Raw genomic sequence first — 25,532 nt, 5'->3', positions numbered from 1 at the left:
CCGCACGGGATCATCCGGCGTCGGACGCCTCGCCCATCGCCACGGCGATCTTGCGGGGGCCGGTGAACGGCTCCCGGCCGTGCGCCACCGACATGTTGTCCACCAGCACCAGGTCGTCGCGCTGGTAGTCGAAGCGGGTCGACGCCGCCTGGAAGCAGGACCGCAGGTGCGCGACCACGTCGTCGGGAATGACGCCGCCGTCGCCGTAGTAGGTGTTGTTGGGCAGACCCTCACGGCCGTAGACGTCGAGCAGACCCTCCCGCACCTCCTCCGGCAGGCTGCTGTCGTGGAAGATCACGATGTGGTTGAACCACACCGGCAGGCCGGTCACGGGGTGGATGTGGACGGCGTCGCGGACCGCGCGGGTGCGCATCCCGTCGTCGTCGGTCCACTCGACGGTGAGGCCTCCCGCGAGGCACTTGCGTTCGGCCTCAGCACGGTCGTCTGTGTCGAATACCGCGCGCCAGCGCAGGCCGATGTCCTCGCCGTAGTTGCGCACGACCATCCACTTGCGACGCTCGAACTCCGCGCGCACCGACGGGTCGATGGCCTCGTAGACCTTGCGCACCGAGGCCAGCGGGGTGGCGCCCTGGGTCAGCGGCGGCTCGACGCAGTGGAAGAACAGCGTCAGCGGCCATACCGCCTGGTAGGACATCTCGTTGTGCAGCGGGATCTCCGCCTGCGCCGGGTACTCGGTGGAGGTGTAGACGTTGCCCTTGATCCGGCTGCGCGGCGACGACGGCTCGGTGTAGGTCAGCGGCTCGCCCGACACCGCGCGCACCGCGTCGGCGAGTCCCTCCGGACCGCCGATGTCGAAGCCGCGCAGCAGCACGGCCCCGTCATGGTGCAGGCGCTCGCGGATCGCGGCGCGGTCGCGGGCCAGCCGATCGACGACGGGCCCCTCGCCCTCGATCAGTGTCGCCAGTGTGGTTGTACTCATGCCTTGCCCGCTGCCTGGACGAGCAGGGGCACGATCTTGTCGAGGGCGTAGGGGATGCTCAGCGTCGACGGGAACGCCATCGACAGCGCCGTCTCGACCTCGAGCGCCACATACGCGCCCCGCTTGACCGCGGGAAGGTTCTGGAACAGGCGGTCGCCTTCGACCTTGGCTCGCTCCTCGGCGTTGCGGAAGGAGAACATCACGATGTCGGCGTCGAGAAGATCGGTGTTCTCGGTCGCGACGACGGCGCGGCCCGCCGGGCCCGCCTGCGGGAGCTTGGTGACCTTGTCCGACAGCTTCAAGCCGAGGTGGGCAAGCAACTGCGCGGAGGCGTCGGTGGGCAGGATGACCGTCGCGATCGCGCCCTCGCCGTTGAGCAGGCTGAAGGTGAACGTCTTGCCCGCCAGCGCGGCCTGGTTCTTGGTCTTCGCCTCCTCGATCTTGGCGGTGACGGCCTTGACGGCCTTCTCGGCCTCGTCGGACTTGCCCAGGGCCTTGCCGACGCGGGTCGCGCGGGTCTGCCAGGTGTCCTCGGCGACGTCCTTCTCGTAGGAGAGCGTGGGCGCCAGCGCGGTCAGGTTCGCGAAGTCGTCGGCGAGGGTGTAGCTGTCGGTGGCGAGGATCAGGTCGGGCGTCAGCGCGACGATCTTCTCGAACGGCAGCTTGTCCTCGAACTCGAGCTGCTCGATCTTGGCCCCACCGAGCTTGGCCTCGACCCACGGCGGGATGCCGGAGTCGAAGTTGGAGGCCGGGGTGGTCGCGACCGGGTTCACCCCGAGCGAGACGGCCTCGTCCAGGTCCCGCATGAAGCCAACCGTGACCACGCGCTGCGGACGCGCTGTGAGCACCGTCTTGCCCTCGGCGCCCTCCATGGTCAGCGGAAATCCTCCGCCGCCACCCGACGTCGGGGCCGGGCTGCTCGGCGACGAGCCCGACGTCGACGTCCCCCCGCAGGCGGCCAATCCCGCGGTGAGCGCGCCGATGCCGGTCGCGGTCAGGAAGAACCTGCGGGACAGCGGGCGCGCGGCGCCAGTCCCGTTGTTGTGCACCATTTTTTCTAGCCTCTCCTTGCGTTTCCAGTACTGCTGGCTTAGGTGAGCGCGGCGGCCGTGATCGGGCCGACGTCGCGCAGCGCGGCGTCGGTCATCAGATCCTCGTGCGGCCAGTCGACCTCGATCGTGGTCATGTGTCCCGCGACGTAAGGGGTCCAGTCGGGTGGGTCGTCGCCCGCGGACGCGCGCACGAACGTCACATCGCCGCGGTAGGTTCCAACGGGACCGTCGCGGTCCACTATGGACACCGTGAGGAGGCTGTCGGCGACCTGGGCGGCCCGCCGCTCGGTGAGCCCGGCGAGAAGGTCGGCCGGGACGGTGTCGCCGCCGGGATCGCCGTCCCCGGTGGGATAGCTGTCCAACAGCACGAGCGCGCGGACCTCGCGGCCTTCGCGGTCGAGCAGGCAGGCGACGGCGTGGGCGATCACCCCGCCCAGCGACCAGCCCAGCAGGCACACCGGTCCGCTGGGCACGGCCTCGGTGATCGCGGTGACGTAGCGCTCGGCCACCTCGCGCAACGTGGGCCGTCCGGTGAACTCGGTAGCTTGCAGCGCGAACAGCGGCCGGTCGGGCAGGTATGGCAGCAGACCGGCGTACCGCCAGCCGAGGCCGAGCGCCGGGTGCACGCAGAACAGCGGCGGGGCGGCGCCGGACTCCCGCAGCGGCAGGAGGGTCCCCATGGCCGGTCCGGTGTCCGGTTGACCAAGACGCGCCGCGATACCCGCCGGGGTCGGGGTTTCGAGCACGGTTCGGACACCGATGGCGACGTCGAGTTCGGCACGCACGCGAGCGGTGAGCCTGGCCGCCAGCAGCGAGTGTCCGCCCAGCGCGAGGAACGAGTCGTCCGGGCCGACGTTCGGCAGGCCCAGGACCTCGGCGAACAGCGCGCACAGGGTCTTCTCGACCAGGGTCGCCGGTTCCCGGGTGGACGTGGCCGCGAAGTCGGGCTCGGGCAGCGACCGCCGGTCGAGCTTGCCGTTGGGCAGGGTCGGGAACGTGTCGAGCCGCATGATCACGGTCGGCACCAGGTGATCGGGCAGGATCTCGGCGAGCCGGTCACGCAGGGCGCCCCCGTCGGCGTCGGCCACCACGTAGCCGACGAGCCGCCCGGATCGGGCGACCACCGCCGCGCGGGCGACTCCGGGCAACCCGGCGAGAGCGGTCTCGACCTCGCCCGGCTCGACGCGGTGGCCGCGGATCTTCACCTGGTCGTCGACGCGGCCGAGGAACTCGACGGTCCCGGCCGAGGTGAGCCGGACCAGGTCGCCGGTCCGGTACAGCCTGCTGCCTGGTGAGCCGAACGGGTTCGCGACGAAGCGTGCCGCCGTCTCGTCTGGACGGCCGACATAGCCTCTGGCCAGGCCCGCTCCCCCGACGTACAGCTCCCCCGGCACCCCGGTGGGGACCGGGTTGAGGGCGGAGTCGAGCACGTAGGCGGTGCTGTTGGCGACTGGACGGCCGATGTGCGGCGCGGTCCCGGGCTCGATCGATGTCCACAAGGCGTCCACAGTGCACTCGGTCGGCCCGTACAGGTTCAGGCCGCGCGCGTTGGCGCCCGCGAGCTCCGCCCACAGGCCGCCGCCGACGGCCTCGGCGCCGGTCGCCACCACGGCGGGCCGGTGCTCGCCCGCCAGCAGGCCGTCGGCGACCACGAGCTCCAGCAGCGACGGCGGCACGTCGACGACGTCGACGCGGTGGGAGCGCACGTAGTCGACGATCTCGACGGAGTCTCCCATCAGCCGGTCGGGCAACACATGCATCTCGTGTCCGGCGAACATCCACGTCAGCGAATCAATCGATCCGTCGAACGCGAACGACAGCGAGTTCAGGACCCGAACCGTGCGACCCAGCGGATCCATGACGGCGGCGCGGTGGGCCAGCGCCAGGTTCGCCAGGCCGCCGTGGGTGGCGATCACGCCCTTAGGGCGCCCGGACGAGCCGGAGGTGAACACGATGTACGCGGCCGAGTCCGGGCCGGACGGTCCTGCGGCCACGCCGGTGCCGGTCCACGTCCGCGCGTCCGGCCGCACCACGGGAACGCCGAGGTCGTCCCGGGCGGTGATGGCCACGACGGGAGCCGCCTCGGCCAGGACAGCGGTGATCCGCGCCGCCGGGTAGTTCGGATCCACCGGGACGACCACACCGCCCGCCTTCCACACCGCGAGCATCGCGACGACGACCTGGGTGGACCGAGGCAGCACGACCGCGACCGGGGACTCCGGTCCGACGCCGAGGGACACCAGGTGGGCGGCCAGTCGGCCCGACAGCGCGTCCAGCGCGCCGAACGTGAGCGAGGTGCCATCGCAGACGACGGCGACCGCGGCCGGGTCCTGGCTCGCCACGAGGTCAGGCGCCAGCAGCTCAGGCAGCGGAACGGGGTCGCCGTTCCAAGCGATCTGGGCAGCCGGGGACTCCGCGCCGATCCGACCGACCGGGCGGCTCGCGTCGGCGGTGATCTCGGTGAGGACGTCGGCCAGCCGAGCGGCGATGTCGGCGCACGCCCGGGGTGAGAGCAGGTCGGCGCGGAACTCTAGGGTCAGGTCCTCGTCGGGGACCGCGGTGAGGGTCAGCGGGTAGTGCGTGGCGTCCTCGGTGTCGACAGCGCGGACGCGGACGTCGAGTGCGGCGCGGACCTGGTCGATACCTTCTTCGTCCACCGGGTAGGACTCGACCACGACGAGCGTGTCGAACAGCGGGCCGATGCCCGCGAGGGCCTGCACCTCGGCGAGGTTCAGGTGGTGGTGGTCGAGGGTGGCGGTCTGCGCCCGGTGCAGCCTGGCGAGCAGCTCCGACACCGGCTCCCCAGATCGAATCCCGACACGCACGGGGACGGTGTTGATGAACAGACCGACCATGGTCTCCGCACCGGGCAGGTCGGCGGGCCGACCCGACACCGTCGCGCCGAAGACGATGTCGTCACGACCGGTCAGCCGGGCCAGGGTGATCCCCCACGCCGCGTGGATGACCGTGCTCGCCGTGACGCCGTGCGCGCGGGCGAACTCGGCCAAACGCAGCTGAGGCACATCGATCGGCACCTCGACCCGACCTGCGCGCGGCGTCGTGGCGTCGCCGACCGGCACGAGCAGGGTCGGCTCGGTGATCTCCGCGAGCACCTCGCGCCACACATCGAGCGACGCGGCCCGGTCGCGCTTGGCCAGCCAGGCCAGGAACTCGCGGAACGGACGCGGTGGCGGCAGCGGCGTGCCCGCGTAGAGCGCGAAGAGGTCGCTGAGCAGCAGCGGTGCCGACCAGCCGTCGAGCAGGATGTGGTGGCTGGAGATCACCAGCCGGTGCGTTGCCCCGGTGCGGATCAGCAGGAAGCGGATCAGCGGCGGGTTGTCCATGACGAACGGGGTGGCGCGGTCGGCGGCCAGCGCGGCGTCCACTTCGGACTCGCCCAGTTCGACCTCGGTCCACGGGACGCTCACGCGCCGGAGCACGACCTGCACCGCGCCCGCCGGGTCGGCGACGAACGCGGCCCGCAGCACCGCGTGCCGTGCGACAAGTGCCTCGGCGGCGGTCCGCAGCCGGGCCACGTCGAGCGGGCCGTCGAGGTCCACGACGGTCTGGACGGTGTAGACGTCGTCGCCGTCGAGGCCGGAGTGGAAGAGCAGGCCCTCCTGGAGCGGCGCGAGCGGAAGTACTTCCTCGATGTTGCTCACAGCGCTCCCCACTTGGATTCGAAGGCGTCGAGCCTGGTCTGATCGATCGTGACCAGCGGCATGTCGGAGGGCGTGTGCCCGCCGCCATGCCGATCGGTGTGCTCGACCAAGGCGCGCAGCGCGGCCGTCCACGCCTCGGCGAGCGCGGTGACGACGTCGGGATCGACCACGCCGGGCGGGAAGGACCAGGTGGCCCGCAGGATCGGACCCGCTGCGGTGTCCTCGGTCAGCGCGGTGACCTCCAGGCTCGCCGACGCGGGCGCGTCGGGGTCGGCCACTCCCGCCACGTCGGCGTACTCGGCCGACTGGGTCCACGGACCCGACCGCCCGCCCGCGCCGTAGCGGCCGAGGTAATTGACCAGGATCGACCCGGTCGGTCCGGTCAGCTCCGCGGCGGTGTCCGGGTTGAGGTGCCGCAGCAAGCCGTGGCCGATGCCGCGGTCGGGCGCGGCGCGCAGGGCCTCCTTGGCCACCTTCACCGCGGCCCCCGCGTCGGCCCCGCCCGCGAGCGCCCCAGCGATGTCCACTTCGGACAGATCCAGCAGTACCGGATAGCGCGTGGTGAACCAGCCGACCGTGCGGGACAGGTCGGAGCCGGGGACGACGTCTTCCTCGCGGCCGTGTCCTTCGAGATCGACCAGGACCGCGGAGGTCCCGGTCGTCGCGGTGACCGCCACGGCCAGCGCGCCGATGAGGATGTCCTCGACGCCCGCGTAGAACGCCTCGGGTACGGAGGTGAGCACGGCTTGGGTGACGTCGGTCGGCAGCTCCACGCGCACTGATCGCAGCGCGGCGACGGTGTCCTGGGCGGGGTCGAGCGGCCGATCGCCCAGGACCGGTCCGACGGCGGACCGCCAGTGCGCCAGTTCGGCGACCCGGGCGGGCTCACCGGCAGCGGTCACCAGGCCGTGCGCCCAGTGGCGGAACGAGGTCGCGGTCGAGGGCAACGCCGCGGTGCGGTAGGCCTGCTCCAGTTCGGGCAGCAGGACGCGCCAGGACACGCCGTCGACGACGAGGTGGTGCGCGACGAGGAGGATGGGTCCGCCCTCGACGACCACGACTTGGAGCATGACCCCGTTCTCCGGGTCGAGCCGGTCGGCGGCGGCGTCGAGTTCGGCCCGCACGTCACTGGACGCGGGAACCGATCGGACGATCGTCGCCGCGGTCGGCCGGTACGGCGGGACCGCCATCGTCCAGCTCTCGCCGCGGGTGATCGTCGCCCGAAGGATGTCGTGCGTGCGCAGCAGCAGGTCCACCGCCTCGACCAGCCGGGAGATGTCGAGTTCGGGCGGAGCCGCCACGACGGCGGACTGGGCGAAACGCCGCCGGAGCCCGTCGCGCGCCAGCACCTCGCGCATCAGCGGGGTCAGCGGGATGTCGCCCGCGCCGTCGAGCCGGACGGGCGCGCTCGTCTCCGAGCGGGAGTCCGCGACCACGGCGAGCGCCGCCGGGGTGCGCTGCTCGAACACGTCGCGCGGCGAGACCTGGAGTCCGGCCGCGCGGGCTTTCGCCACGACCCGGATCGACATGATGCTGTCTCCACCCAAGGCGAAGAACGAGTCGTCCGGTGCCACCCGGTCGCGATCGAGAACGTCGGCGAAGACCGAACAGAGCACCCGCTCGGTCACGGTCACCGGGGTCCGGGCGGGGGCGTCGGAGGTCAGGTCGGGCGCGGGGAGCGCCCGGCGGTCGACCTTGCCGGACGGCATCAGCGGGAACGCGTCCAGCACGGTGATCGCGGTGGGCACCATGTGCTCGGGCAGCCTCGTGCCCAACCACTCGGTCAATCCGTCCACGTGCCGCCCGGTGTGCAGGACCAGGTAGCCCGCCAGGACGACCGCGCCGCCTGGTCCGCGGACGGTGGTCACGACCGCCTGGCGGACCGCGTCGTGTTCGCCCAGCGCGGCCTCGATCTCCTGGAGTTCGACCCGCATGCCGCGGATCTTGACCTGGTGGTCGACCCGACCGAGGAACTCCAGCCTGCCGTCCGGCGTCCACCGGGCGAGGTCGCCGGTGCGGTAGAGCCGCTGCCCCGGGGTCCATGGGTCGGCCACGAACCGGGCTGCGGTCTGGCCGGGGTCACCGACATAGCCGCGGCCCAGCGGGAGACCGCCGGTGTACAGCTCGCCCTGCACACCGACCGGGACCGGGTTCATGGCGGCGTCGAGCACGTGGATGCGGGTATTCGGGTTGGGGCGGCCGATGCTGATGCCGTGCCTGCCCTCGTCGCCGCGGTAGAACTCGTGACTGACTCCGATGGTCGCCTCTGCGGGCCCATATCCGTGGTACATCGCGCCGCTCAGCGTGGCCCGGAACCGCGCGAACAGTTCCGGGGTCAGCGCCTCGCCGCCGCACCACACGTGCTTGAGCGAGTCGCGGACCTCCTCGACCCCCGGTAGCTGCAGGAGCATGTCCAGCATCGAGGCGACGAGGTAGGTGAAGCTGACGCGGTGGCGGGTGATCAGCCGCAGCAGGTATTCGACATCGCGTTCGCCACCCGGTTCGGCCACGACCAGCGTCGCGCCGGTCACCAGCGGCAGGAAGATCTCGTTGATCGAGATGTCGAACCCGAGGGGCGCCTTGAACAGCGCGGCGTCGCCCGGTCCGAACCCGAGCATCTCCCGCTGCCACAGCAGTCGCGCCGCGATCGCCTGGTGGCAGATCATCGCGCCCTTGGGCGTGCCCGTCGAGCCCGACGTGTAGATGACGTAGGCCAGACCGTCCGGGTGCGCCCGCGCCACCGCGGCGGGGGTTCCGGGATCGGCGAGGTCGCCGACCAGCACCGGCACGTCGAGGACGGGCAGCCCGTCGCCGGTCGCGCTGATCACCGCGGCCAGCCGCGCCGTGCGGTGCACGTCGGCGATCCGCCGGGCGGGCCACGCCGGTTCCAGCGGGACGAACGCGGCGCCGACGCGTTGGATGCCGATGAGCGCGGCGACCAGTTCCGCGGAGCGGTCGACGTGCACGCCGACGATGTCCTCCTGGCCGATGCCGCGCGCGGTCAGCACGCGGGCGACGACCTCGGCCCGCCGGTCGAGTTCGGCGTAGGTGAGGCGCCGTTCGCCGTCGACCAAGGCGAGCGCGTCGGGCGTCCGTCGCGCCTGCTCGGCGAACAGGGCGGGCACGGACGTGTCGGGGATGGGCGCGGCCGTGTCGTTCCAGCCGCTGATCAGCTGGTCCCGCTCGGCGGGATCGAGCACGTCGATCCGGGACAGGCGGGTGTCCGGTGCGGTGGCGATGGTCCGCAGCACGCGGACCAGCCTTTCCGCCAGGACGTCCACAGAGGACTCGTCGAACAGGTCGGCGTCGTACTCGACCGATCCGTCGAAGGAACCGTCCGGCCGCGGGGTGAGGTTGACCGCCAGGTCGAACTTCGCGCCTGTGTCCTGCGAGCCGCCGACCGGTGTCGCCGTCACGTCGGGCAGGCCCGCGCCGCCGGTGTCGGCGGCCCGGAAGTCGACCATCGTCTGGAACAGCGGGTGCCTCCCGGCGACCCGTTCGGGGTTGACGGCGTCGACCACCCGGTCGAAGGGCGCGTCCGCGTTGGCGTAGGCACCCAGCGCGGTTTCCCGGACGCGGTCGAGGAGTTCGCGCGCCGTCGGGTCCCCGTCGAGGTCGACGCGCAGGACGACGGTGTTGACGAAGAACCCGACCAGATCGTGCACGGCGGCGTCGTCGCGGCCCGCGACCAGCGCGCCGAGCGGGATGTCGGTACCCGCGCCGAGTTTGTGCAGCAGTGCGGCCACCCCGGACTGGATGGTCATGAAGTCCGTCGCGCCGCACTCCCGGCCGATCGCGCGCAGGCCGGTCACGACGTCGGCGGGCACGGTGAACCGGACCGCGCCGCCACGTTCCCCCGCGTGCGCCGACCGCGGCCGGTCGGTCGGCAGCGCGACGGCCTCCGGCAGCCCGGCCAGCGTCTCGCCCCACCAGCGCAGCTTGGCCGACAGGTCGCTGTCGGGGTCGGTCGCGTCGCCGAGGAGGTCGCGCCGCCAGAGGGTGTGGTCGATGTACTGCACCGGCAGCGGCGCCCAGTTCGGGGCGTGCCCGTCGCGGCGGGCGGTGTACGCGGTCGCCAGGTCCCCGAGCAGCGGGCCGGTCGACCAGTCGTCCCCGGCGATGTGGTGCACGACAAGCGCGAACACATGGTCGTCCGGCGCGGAGCCGAACAGCGCCGCCCGGATCGGCGGCTCGGTGTCGAGCGCGAACGGTCGGCTGACGAACTCGACGGGGTCACCCGCGTCGAGCACGTCGAACGGGACGGTCACCTCGTCCAGCACCCGCTGGTACGGGGTGCCCGCGTCGTCGGGGTAGACGGTGCGCAGCGTCTCGTGCCGGTCGACCACGTCGTGCAGGGCGTCCCGCAGCGCGGCGACGTCGAGCGGTCCGCGCAGGCGCGTGACGTACGGGACGTTGTAGGTGGCCGTCGGGCCGTCCAGGCGGTGCAGGAACCACAGGCGCGACTGGGCGGGTGACAGCGGCACCCGCGCCGGGCGTTCCCGGCGCGTCAGCGGGGTCCGGGCGCGGCGGGGCTCGGTGTCCAGGCGCGCGGCGAGCCCTCCGACGGTCGGGGTGTCGAACACGGTCCGCATCGACAGGTCGCCGCCGTGCTCGGCGCGCAGGCGCGAGATCAGCCGCGCGGCCAGCAGGGAGTGGCCGCCCAAAGCGAAGAACGAGTCGTCGACACCGACGTCCTTGACACCCAGCACCTCGCCGAACAGCGTGGCAACGAGCCGCTCGGCGTCGGTGCGCGGCGCGGTCCCGCCCGCGGTGAACTCCGGCGCGGGCAGGGCACGGCGGTCGAGTTTGCCGTTGGGCGTGCTCGGCAGCGCGTCGAGGACGACGATCACGGCGGGCACCAGGTAGTCGGGCAGCGACTTTGCCAGTTCCTCCCGCAGGTGCGCGGGGTCGACACCGAGACCGGTGACGTAGCCGACGAGTCGGGTGACGCCCGCGTCCGTCCGCGCGACCACGGCGGCCTGGACGACCTCGGGGAAGGCGGTCAGGGCCGCCTCGACCTCGCCGGGTTCGACGCGGTAGCCGCGGATCTTGACCTGGTCGTCGACCCGGCCGAGGAACTCCACCGTGCCGTTGTGCCGCCATCGGACCAGGTCGCCAGTGCGATAGAGCCGCGAACCGGGCGGACCGAACGGGTCGGCCACGAACCGCGCGGCGGTGTCACCGGGCCGCTCGGCGTAGCCGCGGGCGAGTCCGGCACCGGCGACGTACAGCTCCCCCGGCACTCCGACCGGCACCGGCGACAGGGCGCCGTCGAGCACATAGCACCGGGCATTGGCCAGGGGGCGGCCGATGTGCGGCGCGGCGTCGGCGGTGATCGGCGTCCACAACGCGTCCACAGTGCACTCGGTCGGGCCGTAGAAGTTGATCGCCGTCACGCCGGGCGTGGTCGCCAACCGGTCCCACAGCGTCGACCCGACCGCCTCGGCGCCGGTGGCGATCATCGCGGGCGGGTTGTCGAGAAGTCCGTCGGCGACGAGCAGTTCCAGCAGCGACGGCGGCGCGTCGACGTAGTCGACACCGTGTTCGCGCACGTGGTCGACGATCGCCGCCGAGTCCCCCATCAGCGCGTCGGGCAGGACGCGCATGGTGTGTCCGGCGAGCATCCACATCAGCGGATCGAATGTCGCGTCGAACGCGAAGGACATCATGTTGAGCACGTGCAGCGGGCGGTTCGGCGAACCCATGAGAGCTTCGCGGTGGGCGGTGGCCAGGTTCACCACGGCATCGTGGGTGACGATCACGCCCTTGGGGCGGCCGGTCGAGCCGGAGGTGAACACGATGTAGGCGGCCGAGGCGGGCAGCGGCCGGGTCGGGATGGCCGACTCGGACCACGGCTCGTCCATGGCCACGACCGGTCCCGCGATTCCCGCCGACCTGGTGGTGATCACCAGCGCTGGGGCCGCGTCGGCGAGGATGGCCGCGACCCGGTCGGCCGGGTGCCGCGGGTCGACGGGGACCGCGACGCCGCCTGCCTTCCAGACGGCGAGCAGCGCCACGACGACATCGACCGAACGGGGCAGGGCGATGCCGACCCGGACCTCGGGGGCGACGCCGCGCGCGGCGAGGTGCCCGGCGAGCGCGTCGGCGCGTCGGTCCACCTCGGCGAAGGTCATGGCGTCGGTCCCGCACGTGACTGCCACGGTGTCCGGTGTCTTGGCGACCTGCTCGGCGAACAGGTCCACCACTGTCCGGTTCGGACGGTCGACCGCCGTCGGGTTCCAGTCTTCCAGCAGGACCCGCCGCTCGCCCGAGCCCAGAAGGTCCACTGTGGACAACGGCTGGTCCGGCCGGTCGGCGAGGGCGTCGAGGACCCGGCCGAGCCGGTCGAGGAGGCTCTCGGCGGTGGCCGGGTCGAACAGGTCGCCGTCGTACTCCAGCGACGCCCGCCACGTGCCGTCGTGGTCCGCGGTGAAGGTGAAGGCGAGGTCGAACTTGGCCGGTGCCGTACCGGCGGCGTCGATCGGTGACGCGGTGAGGCCGTTGAGACCGTGCAAGTCTGCGTCGGCCGCCCCCGGGTTCCAGTAGTCGACCAGGGTCTGGAACAGCGGATGGCTCGCCGACCGGTCGGGGTTGACCGCCTCGACCACACTGTCGAAGGGCGCGTCGGCGTGCGCGTACGCGTCGAGCGCGGTCGCGCGGACCCGACGCACGATCTCGCGCGGGGTCGGGTCGCCGCTCAGGTCGACCCGCAGGACGACGGTGTTGACGAAGAAGCCGACCAACTGGTCCAGCGCGGCATCCGACCGGCCGGAGACGAGCGCGCCGAGCGGGATGTCCGCCCCCGCACCGAGCTTGCCCAGCAGCATCGCCACGGCGGTGTGGGCGAGCATGAGCTCGCTCGCCCCGGTGTCAGCCAGCAACGCCCGCAGCCTGGCCGTCGTGCCTGCCGGGACCACCGACCGCACGCGCCCACCCGGAGTGCCCGAGCGGCTCGACCGGGGACGGTCGGTCGGCAGGGCGATCGCGTCGGGTAGCCCGGCGAGCGTGTCCGCCCAGTGCCGCACCTGGCGGGCGAGCAGGCTGCCCGGGTCGGCGGCGGCGCCGAGGAGATCGCGCTGCCACAGCGTGTAGTCGACGTACTGGACGGGCAGCTTCGTCCACTGTGGAGACTGACCCAGCCTGCGGGCCGCGTAGGCGGTCGACAGGTCGCGCAGCAGCGGCCCGGTGGACCAGTCGTCACCCGCGATGTGGTGCACGACCAGCGACAGGACGTGGTCGTCCGCGGCGACGCGCAGCAGCGTCACCCGGATCGGGATCTCCGTCTCCAGCGCGATCGGGCGCAACGCGACGGCGGCGAGGTCGGCGGGCAACGCGGCCTCGGTCGTCGCGACCTCCTCGAACGGCACCGTCACTGTGTTGTGCACGTGCTGTTCGGGGGTGCCGTCCACCTCGGGGAAGGTCGTCCGGAGGCTCTCGTGCCGGGCGGCGACGTCGGTGACGGCCGCGCGCAGCGCGGGCACGTCAAGCGGACCGGTGAGGCGGGCCGCGAAGGGCAGGTTGTAGGTGGCCGACGGGCCGTCGAGCCGGTGCAGGAACCACAGCCTGCGCTGAGCCGGGGACAGCGGCACGTGTCGAGGTCGCCGCATGGGGGTCAACCCCGGCGCGGCGGCGGGAGAACTGGAGTCGACGTGGGCGGCGAGGTCGGCGACCCGCGGGTGGTCGAACACCGCGCGGATGGACAGGTCGCCACCGAACTCGGCCCGGACGCGCGAGATCAGCCGGGTCGCCAGCAGCGAGTGGCCGCCGAGGGCGAAGAACGAGTCCTCCACGCCGACCGCGGGCAGTCCGAGGACGTCGGCGAACAGCGCGCACAGGCGCTCCTCGGTCCCGGCGCGAGGGGCACGCGACGACGTCGCGGTGTACTCGGGGGCGGGCAGTGCCCGACGGTCGAGCTTGCCGTTGGGCAGCGTGGGGAACGCGTCGAGGACGACGACCGCGGCCGGGACCAGGTGGTCGGGAAGGCGGCGGACCAAGTCCGCGCGGAGATCCTCGATGGACAAGGTACCGGTGACGTAGGCGACCAGCCGGGTGCCTCGGCCGTCGGTCCTGGCGATCACGGCCGCCTGGCCGACGCCCGGCAGGGCGGTGAGGACGGCCTCGACCTCACCCGGTTCGACCCGGTGGCCGCGGATCTTCACCTGGTCATCGATGCGGCCCAGGAACTCCACGGTCCCGGTCGCGGTCCTGCGGACGAGGTCACCGGTGCGGTAGAGCCGGGCTCCGGCCGGGCCGAACGGGTCGGCGACGAAGCGCGACGCGGTCTCACCCGGCCTGCCCGCGTAGCCGCGGGCGACACCCGCGCCACCGACGTACAGCTCACCCGGCACGCCGGACGGCACCGGCCGCAGCGCGGAGTCCAGGACGTAGGCGGTGGCCGCGGCGACCGGGCGGCCGATGTGCGGCCCGGCGTCGGCGGTGATCGGGGTCCACAGCGCGTCGACGGTGCATTCGGTCGGGCCGTAGAAGTTGAGCGCGAGCGGATCCGCGTTCGCCAGCGTGGTCCACAGCGCCGATCCCACCGCCTCGGCGCCGGTCGCCACGACCGATGGCCGGTGGTCGCCGTCAAGCAGACCGTCGGCCACCAGCAGTTCCAGCAGCGACGGCGGGACGTCGAGGAAGTCGACGCGGTGTTCGCGCGTGTACGCCACGATCCCGGCGGAGTCGCCCATCAACCGGTCCGGGAGCACGTGCATCTCGTGCCCGGCCAGCATCCACACCAGCGGGTCGACCGACCCGTCGAAGGCGAACGACAGTGAGTTGAGCACCCGGACGGTCCGTCCGAGCGGGTCCATCACGGCGCGACGGTGCGCCAGCGCGAGATTGACGACACCACCGTGCGTCGCGACGACGCCCTTGGGCGTGCCCGACGATCCGGAGGTGAACACGATGTAGGCGGCCGAGTCGGGACCGGCAGGCCCCGTGGGAGTGGCGGCACCGGTCCAGGTCGCGGGATCGGGTGACACGGCCGGGATGGCGAGGTCGTCCCTGGTCGTGATGGCAGCGGCGGGGGCCGACTCGGCCAGGACCGTCGCGATCCGCTCAGCCGGGTAGCGCGGGTCGACGGGCACGACGACGCCGCCCGCCTTCCACACCGCGACCATGGCGACGATGACGTCGACCGACCGCGGGAGCACGACGGCGACCGGGACCTCGGGCCCGACGCCGAGCGAGGTCAGGTGCGCGGCGAGCTCGTCGGAGCGGGAGCCCAGTTCGCCGAAGGTCAGGTGCGTCCCGTCGCACACGACGGCCACGGCGGCCGGGTCGTGGTCGAGCAGGTCGGGGATCAGCCGGTCCCCGGTATCGACAGTGTCGGTGGGCTGGTCGACGGCGAGCGCGCGGTCGGCCGGGTCGAGCAGGTCGACCGCGGCGATGGCGGCGTCCGGCCGGTCGGCCATCGCGGTCAGCGCCGTGAAGACCTTGTCCAGGATCGCCCGCACGGTCGGCTGGTCGAACAAGTCGGTGCGGTACTCCAGCTTGATGCGCAGGACGTCGTCGTCTGGCATCAGCATGAGCGTCATCGGGTAGTGGGTGTAGCCGCGGGACCAGCCGACCTCGGCGGTGAGGCCGCCGTTGCGGGCCGGGTCGAGCAGTCCGGCGTGGTCCAGCGGGAACGTCTCGAACACCATCAGGGTGTCGAACAGCCTGCCCGCGTCGACCGAGGTGACGCTCTGCACGTCGGTGAGCCCGAGATGCTGGTGTTCCAGGACCGCCGTCTGCGCGGCCTGAAGCCGGTCGAGCACGGCGCGGACCGTGTCGGCGGGCGACCAGCGGACCCGGACCGGCACGGTGTTGATGAACAGCCCGACCATCGACTCCACACCGGTCAGCTCCGGCGGGCGTCCCGACACGGTGATCCCGAAGGCCACGTCGGTGCGGCCGGTCAGGTGACCGAGCACGATCCCCCACGCCGCGCTGAGCAGCGTGTTGAGCGTGACACCGCTGGTGCGCGCGGCGGCGGACAGCCGCGCGGACAGGTCGCCGGGAACGACGTCGATCACCTCGGCGGGCAGCACCGACCCGTCGGCCTGGTCCGGGCCCGCGAGCAGCGTCGCCTCGTCCAGTCCGGCGAGCACGTCCGCCCAGGCGGCCAGGGACTCCTGGCGGTCGCGGCGCGACAGCCAGGCGATGAAGTCCCGATACGGTCGAGGCCGGTCGAGCGCGGTGGTCGACTCGTAGAGCGCGAACAGGTCGCGGACCACCAGCGGGGTGGACCATCCGTCGAGGACGAGATGGTGGTTGGTGACGACGAGCCGGTGTTCCCGCTCCCCCAGCCGCACGAGCGTCAGGCGCAGCAGCGGCGGGGCGGCGAGGTCGAACCCGGTGCGCCGATCGGCGTCGAGGAACTCCGCGAGCGCGTCGGTGTCGGGCAGGTCGAGCACGGTGATCTTGGGCTCGGCGGTGGCGAGGACGATCTGGACCGGGTCGTCGCCGTCGTCGGCGAACGCCGTGCGCAGCACCGGGTGCCGGTCGACCAGGTCGGTCGCGGCGGTCCGGAGCCGGTCGAGGTCGAGCGGGCCGCGCAGGTCGACGACGAGCTGCACTGAGTAGAAGTCCACCGCGTCGGCGTCGAAGCGGGCGTGGAACAGCAGACCCTCTTGCAGCGGGGACAGCGGAAGCACGTCCGCCAGCGCCGGGTAGCGGCCCTCCCAGCGTTCGACGTCGTCCTGCGTGACCGTCACCAACGGCAGGTCGGCCGGGGTTCGTCCGCCCGCACCGCCCTTGCGGACGTGGTCGGCGATGGCGGTCAGCGCCTGGACCCACAGCGAGGCGAGGTCGGCCACGTCGTCACCGCTGAACAGCGCGGCCGGATAGCGCAGCGAGAGCGACAGCTCCGCGCCGGGCGTGATCGCGATGTTCGCGACCAGCGCAGCGCCCGCGGGCAGGTCCGGGTCGGCGGCGGGTGCGACGCCGCCGAAGGAGATCGCGTGGAAGCCGAGCGGATCCTCGGCGGGTGTCTCGGTGCGACCCAGGTAGTTGACCAGGATCTGCGGTTCAGGTGTCGCGGGGAGGGCACCGTCGCGGAACCTGAGCAGGCCATAGCCGATGCCGCGGTCCGGGACGCGCCGCACGTGTTCCTTGATCCGCTTGACGGCGGTCGCCGCGGCGTCGCCCCCGGCGAACGCCTCGGCCAGGTCGACACCGGACACGTCGAGCCGGACCGGGTACTGGGTGTTGAACCAGCCGACCGTGCGGGACAGGTCGGCGCCGGGGACGACGTGCTGCTCACGGCCGTGGGCCTCGATGGCGACCACGGTGGCCGCCACCGACCGCCACCGCGCGACGGCCAGGCCCAGCGCGGCGAGCAGGATCTCCTCGGGCGCGGCGTGGAACCTCGCGGTCACCGCGTCCAGCGGCGGGAGCGGGACAGTGATCGCCGTCTCCTGGACCGTGGCGCGGGTGTCGCGCGCCGGGTCGAGGCGGCGGGCGCCCAACACCGGGTCGTCGCCGTCGACGATCTCGCGCCACAGCGCCAGTTCGGCGCTCCGGTCCACTGTGTCCAGTTCATCGGCCCAGGCGCGGAACGAGGTGCGCACGGGCGGCAGCGGCTCGCCCGCGAGCGCGGTCGCGAAGTCCTCGGCGAGGACGCGGCAGGCGTATCCGTCGGTGGCGATGTGGTGGAAGGTCAGCAGGGCCCCGTGCCCGGCGAACAGCGTCGCCTGGACGAGGACACCCGAGGCGCGGCCGAGTCGGGCGACCGCGGCGGCGTGCTCCTCGGCGATGGACGCCGTGGCGGTGGTGATCATGTCCTCGGCGCGGACCGATCCCGTCGGGCGCACCTCCAGCCGCGGACCTGTGTCGGTGTCGGACATGACGGCACGCAGCATGTCGTGGTGGTCGAGCAGGGTCCGCAGCGCGCGGGTCGCGTCGGGCAGGCCCGCGTCGGTGGGTACGAACACCGCCTGGGAGAACCGCTCGAACGGCCCGCCACGGCTCAGGAACGCGCGCATGATCGGCGTCAGGCCGATCTCGCCGACCGCGTCAGACTCGGCGGTCACCTCCGGCTCGGTAGCCGGGCGGGCCGACGCGGCGAGTTCGGCGACTGTGCGCAGCTCGAAGACCTGCCTCGGCGAGAGCGCGAGCCCCGCCGCCCGCGCGCGGCCGACGAGCTGGATCGCGACGATGCTGTCGCCGCCCAACTCGAAGAACGAGTCGTCCACGCCGACCGACTCGCGGCCGAGCAACTGGGCGAACAGCTCGGCCAGGAGCCGTTCGACATCATCGCTCGGGGCTCGGCCCGCGGTCACCTCGACCGCGGGGGCGGGCAGCGCGGACCGGTCGAGCTTGCCGTTGACCGTCAACGGGAGCGTGTCGAGTTCGGTGATCGCGGACGGGACCATGTGCGCGGGCAGGGTCGCCACCGCGTGCGCGCGGGCGGCGTCCGCGGTCGCGCCGGTCACGTAGGCGGCGAGGTAGGCGCCGGACGGACCGTCCGTGCGCACGACGACCGCGGCCCCGGTCGCCCCCGGCGTGCGGGCGAGCACGGACTCGACCTCGGCGGGTTCGATGCGGAAGCCCCGGATCTTGACCTGGTCGTCGGCGCGGCCGACGAATTCCAGTTCCCCGGCCGGGGTGCGGCGGGCGACGTCGCCGGAGCGGTAGAGCCGCTGCCCGGGTGCGCCGAAGGGGTCGGCGACGAACCGGGACGCGGTCAGCCCCGGCCTGCCGTGGTAGCCGAGCGCGACCTGCGGCCCGCCGAGGTACAGCTCCCCCGGCACGCCGTCAGGCACCGGGCGCAGCGCGCCGTCGAGCAGGTGCACGGCGAAGCCGGGCAGGCCGTCGCCGATGACGCTGGCCCGGTCGGCGAGCGCGGCGTCGTCGAGGAGCCGGTAGGTGACGTGGACCGTGGTCTCGGTGATGCCGTACATGTTCACCAGCGCGGGCCCGTCCGGGCGGCGGTCCCGCCAGTCCGACAGCCGCGCCGGGTCCAGCGCCTCCCCGCCGAACACGACCACGCGCAGGGCGAGCGGTCGGCCGGTGTCGGCGGCGGCCAGCTGGTAGAACGCCGAAGGGGTCTGGTTGAGCACGGTGACCCGGTGCCGTTCGAGCAGGGCTAGGAAGTCCTCTGGCGAGCGGGACACCTCGTGCGGCACGACGACGAGCGTGCCGCCGTGGATCAGCGGCCCCCACAGCTCCCAGACGGAGAAGTCGAAGGCGAACGAGTGGAACAGGGTCCACACGTCGTCGGCGCCGAAGGTGAAGTGCGCGCGGGCCGCGGTGAACAGGGCGACCACCGCGCGGTGCGCGACGATCGTGCCCTTGGGCAGCCCCGTCGAGCCGGACGTGTAGATCACATAGGCGGTGTCGTCGGGGCGCGGGCGGTGGCGCGGACCGGAGCCGCCGTGTCCGTCCGGGCTGACGGTGGGGACGCGCGGGTCGAGTTCGGTGTGCGCGACGACGGCGACGGGCTTGGCGTCGTCGAGGACGAACCGGATGCGGTCGGCCGGGTAGTCGGGGTCGATCGGCAGGTAGCCCGCACCGGTCCTGAGGATGGCGAGCGCGGCGACGGCGAGGTCGGCCGACCTCGGCAGCGCGATGGCGACGAGGTCACCCGGTCCCGCGCCGTGGGTGATGAGCGCGCCTGCCAGCGCGTCGGCGCGCGCGTCGAGTTCGGCGTAGGTCAGCGTCGCCTCGTCCGACACGACGGCGACCGCGTCGGGGGTGGCGGTGATCCGGGCGTCGACGAGGTCGACGAGGGTGACGCCGGGGACGTCGAGTGCGGCGGGCAGTGCGCGGTCGCGCAGTGCGGCGGACTCCTCCGGCGACAGCATGTCGATCGTGGCCACCGGCCGCTCGGGATCGGTCGCCACGGCCGTCAGGACGCGCCGCAGCCGGTCGAGCAGCCGCAGTGCCCCGGCCTCGCCCACGACGTCGGCGCGGTACTTGAGGGTGAACTCCAGCGCGCCACCGGACGGCATGACCATGAGGGTCACCGGGTAGTGGGTGGAGATCGGCCTGCTGGGACGACGCGCCCGCAGCCCGCCCGCCGCGATGGCGCTGTCGATGGCGGCGGTGTCGAACGGGAAGGACTCGAACACGACGAGGCTGTCGAACAGCTCGCCGGTCCCGGTCCACGAGGTGGCGGCCCGCTGGGTGTCGACGAGGCCGACGTGCTGGTGTTCGAGCAGGTCGGCCTGGTCGGCCTGGAGCCTGCACGCGAGGTCGGCGATGGTCTCGGCGGGCCGCACCCGTACGCGCACGGGGATCGTGTTGATGAACAGCCCGACCATGCTCTCGACACCGGCCAGGTCCGCCGGGCGGCCGGACACCGTCGCGCCGAAGACCACGTCGTCGCGGCCCGTCGACTGCCCGACGAGCACCGCCCAGGACAGCTGCACGAGGGTGTTGATCGTGACGCCCAGCGCGCGGGCGCGGTCGGCCAGCGCCGCGGCGAGGTCGGCGGGCAGGTTCGCGACGACCTCGGCGGGCAGCGCGGCGGGCAGGCCGTGCGCGGCGGGGACGAGCAGGGTGGATTCCGCCACCCCGTCCAGCGCGTGCCGCCAGGCGTCCAGGGAGGCCGCGTGGTCCTGAGTGGACAGCCAGGCGAGGTGGTCGCGGAACGGCCGCGCGGCGGGCAGCGCGGCGACCGAGCCGTCGGCGGCGTAGAGGGCGAACAGGTCCCGCATCAGCAGCGGAGTCGACCAGCCGTCCATGACGATGTGGTGATTGGTCAGGACGAGCCGGTGGTGCTCGGGCGCGAGCCGCAACACCATCGCGCGCAGCAGCGGCGGTTCGGCGAGGTCGAAGCGCGTGCGCCGGTCGGTCTCGACGATCGCCGCGGCACGGGCCTCGTCCCCGGTGACGTCGACCTCGGTCCACGGCACGTCGACGTCGCTGAGCACGACCTGGACCGGGTCGCCGACATCGCGCACGAACGCGCTGCGCAGCGCCGTGTGCCGGTGCACCAGGGCCGCGACGGCGCGGCGCATCCTGGCGGCGTCGAACGGCCCGTCCAGGTCGATCACGAGCTGGGCGATGTAGACGTCGGTGCCGTCGTCGTCGAGCGTGGAGTGGAACAGCAGACCCTGCTGCAACGGGGACAGCGGAAGGATGTCCTCGATCGCCGAGCCGCTCATGCACGCTTCCATTTCGCTTCGAGGGCGTCGAGTTGGCCCTGGTTGAGAGAGATCATCGGGACGTCGGACGGGGTGCGTCCGCCGGAGCCGCCGTGTTCGGCATGCCGGACGAGCCCGCGCAGGGCCGTGCACCAGCGCTCGGCGAGGTCGGCGACGGCGGCGGCGTCGATCGCGCCACGCGCGTGCATCCAGTGCGCGGCGATGACGGGACCGTCCGGGGTCGATTCGGTGACCGCGTTGACCACGAGTCCGGCGAACACGGGCATCGAGGGGTCATAGGCCGCCGACAGGCCGCCCGCGGGGATCGTCCAGCCCGCCTCGCCCGCCGCGTCGAATCGGCCGAGGTAGTTGAAGCCGATCCTGGGCGCGGGCAGCGCGGCGAGTTCGGAGTCGTCACGCAGGTGGCGCAGCATGCCGAAGCCGATGCCGTGGTCCGGCAGCGACCGCAGGTGTTCCTTGACCCGCTTCACCAGCGTTCCAGCGGCGGGGCCGCCGCGAAGCACCTCATCGATGTCGACGCCGGTCGAGTCCAGGCGCACGGGGTGCTGGCTGGTGAACCACCCGACGGTGCGCGACAGGTCCGAGTTGGGCACGGCAGCCTCCTGCCTGCCGTGCCCCTCCAGCAACACGCTGAACGAATCCGCGGTGGCATCCCAGGAACCCACGGCGGCGGCGAGCGCGGCGAGGAGCACGTCATCGATCCCGGCGAAGAACAGGGCGGGAACCGTGGTCAGCACCGCGTTCGTCGTCTTCGCGTCGAGCCGGACGGTGACGGTACCCACGTCAGACCAGGTCTGTCCGGCCAGATTCACCCGTTCCCGCAAGGGATCGGGGCCGTCGAGCACCGACCGCCACGTCGCCAGTTCCCCGATCCGGTCCGGCGTCCGCTCCCGAAGTCCGCGTGCCCAGGTGCGGAACGAGGTGGGGACCGGCGCGAGTCGCTCGCCCCGGTAGGCGGCGGCGAGGTCCTCCACGATGACCCGCCACGAGACGCCGTCGATAACGAGGTGGTGGACGACCAGGAGCAGCTTCGCGGTCCCGGGGAACCACACCGCCTGCACGACCACACCATCGGTCGGGGCGAGTCGGCTCGCGGCGGCGGCTTCGGCGTCCACATCGGACTCGGCCGCGTGCAGCACCGTGTCGGCGCGGACCGCGCCGACCGGCAGGAATTCGAGCGTCGGCATCCCGTCGCCGCGCGTGAGCCTGGCGCGCAGGGCATCGTGTCGGTCGACAACCGCTTGCAGCGCCGACAGCAGCCGCTTCTCGTCGAGGGATTCCGGGCCCTCCACTACGAGCGACATGCGGTGCGCGTCGCCGAGTGGCCCGCGTTCCACGAACGAGCGCGTGATCGGGGTGAGGTCGACCGGGCCGACGCCATCGTCGGCGGTCGCCGCGCTCTGCTGGACGGCGGCGACCGTAGCCAGCTTCGCGGGCGTGCGGTGCGCGAACACATCGCGCGGAGCGATCTTCAACCCCGCCTTGCGCGCCCGACCCACAAGCCGGATCGCGACAATGCTGTCCCCGCCCATCTCGAAGAACGACTCATCCACACCCACCGACTCCCGACCGAGCACCTCGGCGAAGAGAGCGGCGATCCGGGTCTCGACGTCGTCGCCCGCGGCAGGCTGGAGCCCAGGGAGCGTGGCCAGTTTCGCGGGCGTGCGGTGCGCGAACACATCGCGCGGAGCGATCTTCAACCCCGCCTTGCGCGCCCGACCCACAAGCCGGATCGCGACAATGCTGTCGCCACCCATCTCGAAGAACGACTCATCCACACCAACCGACTCCCGACCGAGCACCTCCGCGAACAGACCGGCCAAAGTGGACACAAGTCCGTCCGAGGCAAGGCTCGTCGGAGTAGGCGCGGTGAAATCGGGTGCGGGCAGAGCGCGCCGATCGAGTTTTCCGGACGGCGAAAGCGGAAGCGCGGGCAACGCGATGACGGTGGCGGGCACCATGTGCGCGGGAAGCACGGCGGCGACATGGTCCCGCAGCGCGGCCACGTCAACCGCCACGCCGCCGACGACGTAGGCGGCCAGATAGGTCCCCCCGGGCCCGTCCGTCCTGCCGATCACGGCGGCGCGGTCCACCGACGGGTGGGTGGTCAGCACCGCCTCGATCTCGCCGGGCTCGACCCGGTAGCCGCGGATCTTGAGCTGGTCGTCCACCCGGCCCCGGAAGTCCAGCGCGCCGGACGGCAACCGCCTGCACCGGTCGCCGGTCCGGTAGAGCCGCCCCGGGCCGAAGGGGTTGGCGACGAACCTGGACGCGGTCAACCCCGGCCGGTTCAGGTAGCCGCGAGCCGCCTGCACACCACCGACGTAGAGTTCACCTTCGACACCGACCGGGACCTCGCGCAGTCGCTCGTCCAGCACGTGGCAGGTGACGTTGTCGACCGCCGACCCCACCGGCACCGACCCGGGCGCGACCACGCCGTCGACCGAGTCCACCGGGTGCAGCAGGCAGCCGACCGTCGTCTCGGTCGGCCCGTACTCGTTGATCACGTCGATGCCCTCGGGGACGCGCCAGTCGTCCAGCGCCTCACCCCGCAGCGCCTCCCCCGCGATCACCAACGTGCGCGGGCCTTCGGTGGCGAAGCGCACCGACGTCAGCAGGGGCAGGTGGCTCGGGGTGACCTTGAGGAAGGTCGCCGCGCCCACCGCGTCGGCGATGGAATCCGGCGAGTCGGCGCACAGTTCGAGGCACCCGCCGGTGATCAGCGGACCGAACAGCGGCGTGACGGTGAAGTCGAACGAGATCGACGAGTGCATGAGCGTGTGGCCCGCCAGACCAGTGAACCGCTCGACCGACCACACCAAGTGGTTGCGCAGCGCGCCATGCGACACGACGACACCCTTGGGCACACCAGTCGATCCGGAGGTGTAGATGATGTAGGCCGGGTGCTCTGGGTGGGTGTCGACGTCGGGGTCACCTGGCGATTGCCCGGCGAGCCGGTCGGTGGTCTCGGGTGCGTCGAGCAGGACAGTCGTCAGGCCCGGGACGGCCGGGAGCCGGGTGTCCAGCGTGGTGAGCAGCAGGCCGGGGCGCGCGTCGCTCAGCATGAAGCGAACGCGGTCGGCCGGGTAGTCCGGGTCGACCGGCACGTACGCGGCGCCCGCCTTGACCACGGCGAGCACGGCAACGACCATCTCCACCGACCGGGGCACGGCCAGCGCCACGACCGTCTCAGCGCCGACCCCGTCGGCGACGAGCAGCCGGGCGAGGGCGGCGGCCCGCCGGTCCAGTTCGCCATAGGTGATCTCCTGGCCGGGCGCCAGCACTGCGACGGCGTCCGGGGTGGCCGCGGCCCGCGCGGCGAACAGCTCGGCCAGCAGCGGCGGGGCGACGTCGGCGGCGGTGTCGTTCCACTCGGCGAGCCGGGCGCGCTCAGCGTCGGTGAGGATCGGCAGGTCAGTGATCGGCGTCGCGGGCGCGGCGAGCGCGGCGGCGAGCAGCAGGTCGAGGTGGGCAAGCAGTTGGGCGACCAATTCGGTGCCGTGGGTCGTGGCCGGGTGGTTGGCCTCGACGGTCATGTCGTCGCCGTCGGTCTCGACGGCCAGCGTCAGCGCGAACCGCGCGTCGGGTCCGGGAACGTGCCTGCGTGCCGCCGTGAAACCGCTGTCGCGAAAGGGTTCCAACACGGGCGCGCGCAGCGAGAGCACGACGTCGAACAGTCCTGCGGCGCCGCGGGTCCGGCCTGGGTCGACCGCCCTGGCCACGTCATCGAGGTCGACGTCCTGGTGGGCGTAGGCGGCCAGGCAGGTGCTCTTGGCGCGGGTGAGGAGGTCGACGAAAGTGTCGCCGTCCTGTATCTGCATCCGCAGCGGGATCGTGTTGCCGAGGTAGCCGACGACCTCGTCGCCGCCAGGCAGGTCCCGGTTCACCACGGGCGCGCCGATGACCAGGTCACGGGATCCGGTGTAGCGGTGCAACAGCGCGGTGACGGCGGCGAGCAGGACCATGAAGGTCGACGCGCCCTCGGACCTGGCGTGGTCGCGGACGCGGGCGGCGGCGCCGGGCCGCATCGACCGCTGTTGGTCGACGCCCGAGTCCGCCGCGCCCAGCAGCGGCAGGTCCAGCGGGTCGGGTGGACTGGCCAACGCGTCGCGCCAGAAGGCAAGCCCGGACTCGCCCGGCTCCTCGATCATGAGATCGGCGAACTGGCGGGCGGGCCCCGACAGCGCGTCGGCATCGCCGTAGGCCCGCATCAGCTCGCCGAAGAAGATCGCCGACGTGCTGTCGTCCCACGCGATGTGGTGGGCGACGACGACCACGGTCGCGGTGTCCGCGCCGGTCACGATCACCCCGACGCGCAGCGGTGAGTCCACCGCGAGGTCGAACGGCCGCGCGCCCAGGTCCCGGCACAGTCGGTCGGTCTCGACTTCGCGGTCACCGACGGGCAACGAGGTGAGGTTGTGTCGCTCGACGACCGGCGGAAGGTCGGTGTGCACCGTCGGCGTGACCTCGCCGTCATCGGCCATCCCGTAGGTCGTGCGGAGGATGTCGTGCCGGGCGACCACGGCGCGGACGGCGGCGGCCATCGCCTCGACGTCGAGCCGACCACCCAGGTCGACCGCGATCCGCACGTTGTACCCGGCCGTGGTCGGGTCCAGCTGCTGCAGCGACCACATCCGCCGCTGCCCGGAGGTCAGCGATCGTCGCGGGCGCGGAGTCGCCGCGGGCGACTCGGCCAGTTCGAGTTCGGCCAGCTTGCGCCGCAGCAGTTCGCGCCGGAGTGTGTCGATACCAGCTGGCCCGTTCTGGGTGGCCACGGTCGTGC

General features: G+C 72.7%; 5 protein-coding genes. All 5 read right to left on the bottom strand.

All coding sequences use genetic code 11. The features are described from left to right. Nucleotides 1-10: 10 nt before the first annotated feature. The 5 genes from BN1701_RS08060 to BN1701_RS08040 are packed head-to-tail and all read right to left on the bottom strand — an operon-like array spanning nt 11 to nt 25,524. A complete protein-coding gene (locus tag BN1701_RS08060; protein ID WP_054046969.1) occupies nt 11-940 on the bottom strand; it encodes a TauD/TfdA family dioxygenase in 930 nt (309 codons plus the stop codon). Then, the gene (locus BN1701_RS08055; protein WP_054046967.1) at nt 937-1,992 is read right to left on the bottom strand and encodes an ABC transporter substrate-binding protein; all 1,056 of its coding nucleotides are present in this window, start codon (nt 1,990-1,992) and stop codon (nt 937-939) included. The genes BN1701_RS08060 and BN1701_RS08055 overlap by 4 nt, the downstream gene beginning before the upstream one ends. Nucleotides 1,993-2,030: 38 nt before the next feature. Beyond that, the gene (locus BN1701_RS08050; protein WP_172803205.1) at nt 2,031-5,654 is read right to left on the bottom strand and encodes a non-ribosomal peptide synthetase; all 3,624 of its coding nucleotides are present in this window, start codon (nt 5,652-5,654) and stop codon (nt 2,031-2,033) included. Beyond that, complete coding sequence (locus BN1701_RS08045; RefSeq protein ID WP_054046963.1) at nt 5,651-20,749, bottom strand: non-ribosomal peptide synthetase; 15,099 nt, start codon at nt 20,747-20,749, stop codon at nt 5,651-5,653. The genes BN1701_RS08050 and BN1701_RS08045 overlap by 4 nt, the downstream gene beginning before the upstream one ends. Then, entirely contained in the window at nt 20,746-25,524 is a 4,779-nt protein-coding gene (locus tag BN1701_RS08040; protein ID WP_067520600.1) for a non-ribosomal peptide synthetase, read from the bottom strand. The genes BN1701_RS08045 and BN1701_RS08040 overlap by 4 nt, the downstream gene beginning before the upstream one ends. Between the last annotated feature and the right edge of the window lie 8 nt (nt 25,525-25,532).

This window comes from Alloactinosynnema sp. L-07 (genome assembly GCF_900070365.1).
GTDB lineage: Bacteria > Actinomycetota > Actinomycetes > Mycobacteriales > Pseudonocardiaceae > Actinokineospora.
This window is presented reverse-complemented; position numbering and strand designations above follow the sequence as displayed.